Source organism: Candidatus Thioglobus sp. (assembly GCF_028599055.1).
GTDB lineage: Bacteria > Pseudomonadota > Gammaproteobacteria > PS1 > Pseudothioglobaceae > Thioglobus_A.
In genome coordinates this window covers 1-1,645 of sequence record NZ_JAQRMS010000232.1, presented here as the reverse complement: position 1 = coordinate 1,645, position 1,645 = coordinate 1, and the positions used below count along the sequence as shown (strand labels likewise).

Sequence of the window (1,645 nt, the reverse complement as noted above, 5' to 3'; positions counted from 1 at the left end):
CGTTTAAACAAGCCGTTAACTGTTCGCTTGTTTCCAGTCCCTGGACTAAATGCTGGAGATTTGACAGCCTTTGAAAGTGATGATTTGTGCAATTGTGCTGTACTGTCTGTTCCTTGAGTTGGTATTATTATAATAACATTAAAAAAAGGATAGCTTCGGAACGAACGCCCATGTCCAGTTTTATCATTATAAATACCACAGATAAAGCTTGTTATAATTTAACCTTAAGTGTGTCGTTCAGCGTCACCATTAGGATACAAAGCAAACGATGCCAGAACCATTAAAAAACTTGTATAGCACTGAACTTGTTAAATCCTTAGGTGAGCAAGTATCAAACCTGTATGGTGATTTTGATACAGACGGCTTTTCTGCCCATGTCATTGATAGTGAGTGGGAAGGCAGGGAATTAAAAGAGCGAATGAAGCACATTTCAGAATCATTACATCGTTATTTACCGATGGAGTATTCTGACGCTATTCAGATACTCATGGAGTCATCATCAAAATTTAGTGGATTTCAATACATGTTTTTTCCTGGTTTTGTTGAGCTGTATGGATTGAATAAATTTGAAAAATCAATTCAAGCTTTAGAGCATTTTACTAAACACTCAAGTTCTGAATTTGCGGTTCGGCCATTCATTAAAAAAGACAGTTATAAAATGATGGCACAAATGCAGCTATGGGCTAAATCACAAAACCATCATGTTCGCCGACTTGCCTCAGAGGGATGTCGTCCGCGCCTACCTTGGGCAATGGCACTTCCTGAATTTAAGCAAGACCCATCCCAAATTTTGCCAATTTTGGAAAAATTGAAAAACGATGACAGTGAATATGTGAGAAGAAGTGTTGCTAATAATTTGAACGATATATCAAAAGATAATCCACAGGTTGTAATAGACATAGCCAAAAGCTGGCTGGGCAACAGTCAACAAACCAACAGGATTGTTAAACATGCTTGTCGTACTCTACTAAAACAAGGACATCCAGAGATAATGAATCTGTTTGGTTTTTTAAAGCCAGAACATATTGAAATTAGAAACTTTACAGCTCAAAAGTCCGTTGAAATGGGAGAAAACCTGGATTTTTCTTTCAAACTTGAATCGCAGCAACAAAAACTCGGAAAACTTAGGGTTGAGTATGCGATTGGCTTTGTTAAGAAAAACGGCAATCGCTCAAAAAAAATGTTTAAAATATCCGAGTCAGAAATTAATGGTAATAATAAAACAGTTGCCAAATCTCATTCGTTCAAAAAAATATCAACAAGAAAGCACTATGCGGGAAATCACTCGATTGGCATTTTTGTAAATGGTTGTGAGCTGGCAAGCATGGAGTTCCTGCTAAGTGAAAAAATCTTAACAAAATCACGTACTCGAAAAAAATAAAACTGCATTGTTCCACTCTGCAACTTTATGTTGCTAGTGATGTTAAATATTATTCCAGTTTGGTTAGCCAGTAGGCGTTGGTAAAATCTTTAATGTTAGCCGCCTTTTTGCCGGCAAGCTGCACTCTTTCTAAGCTTAGTGCGCCATCACCCGTTGCTATATAACAGCTACCTTTAGGGCTATCAATTACCTCTCCTGGATTTAGGTGACAAGAGTCTATGACCTTTGCAGATAGAATGCGTAGAACTTTAGCGTTAAATTTAT

Annotated in this window: 2 protein-coding genes and 1 pseudogene; 2 read left to right on the top strand and 1 reads right to left on the bottom strand. The window is 37.3% G+C overall.

The features are described 5' to 3' along the window. On the top strand, positions 1-117 hold a 117-nt coding region (locus PSN35_RS07590; protein ID WP_300030673.1), incomplete at its 5' end, for a DUF711 family protein. Between the two features lie 151 nt (positions 118-268). Beyond that, a complete protein-coding gene (locus PSN35_RS07585; RefSeq protein WP_300031676.1) occupies positions 269-1,381 on the top strand; it encodes a DNA alkylation repair protein in 1,113 nt (370 codons plus the stop codon). A 49-nt stretch (positions 1,382-1,430) separates the two neighbouring features. Here the strand turns inward: PSN35_RS07585 and PSN35_RS07580 are convergent. Further along, a pseudogene (locus tag PSN35_RS07580) lies at positions 1,431-1,645 on the bottom strand (methionyl-tRNA formyltransferase); the annotation flags it as partial.

Coding starts and splice junctions, on each gene's coding strand:
- PSN35_RS07585 (WP_300031676.1), top strand. CDS start 269: ATGCCAGAACCATTAAAAAACTTGTATAGCACTGAACTTGTTAAATCC.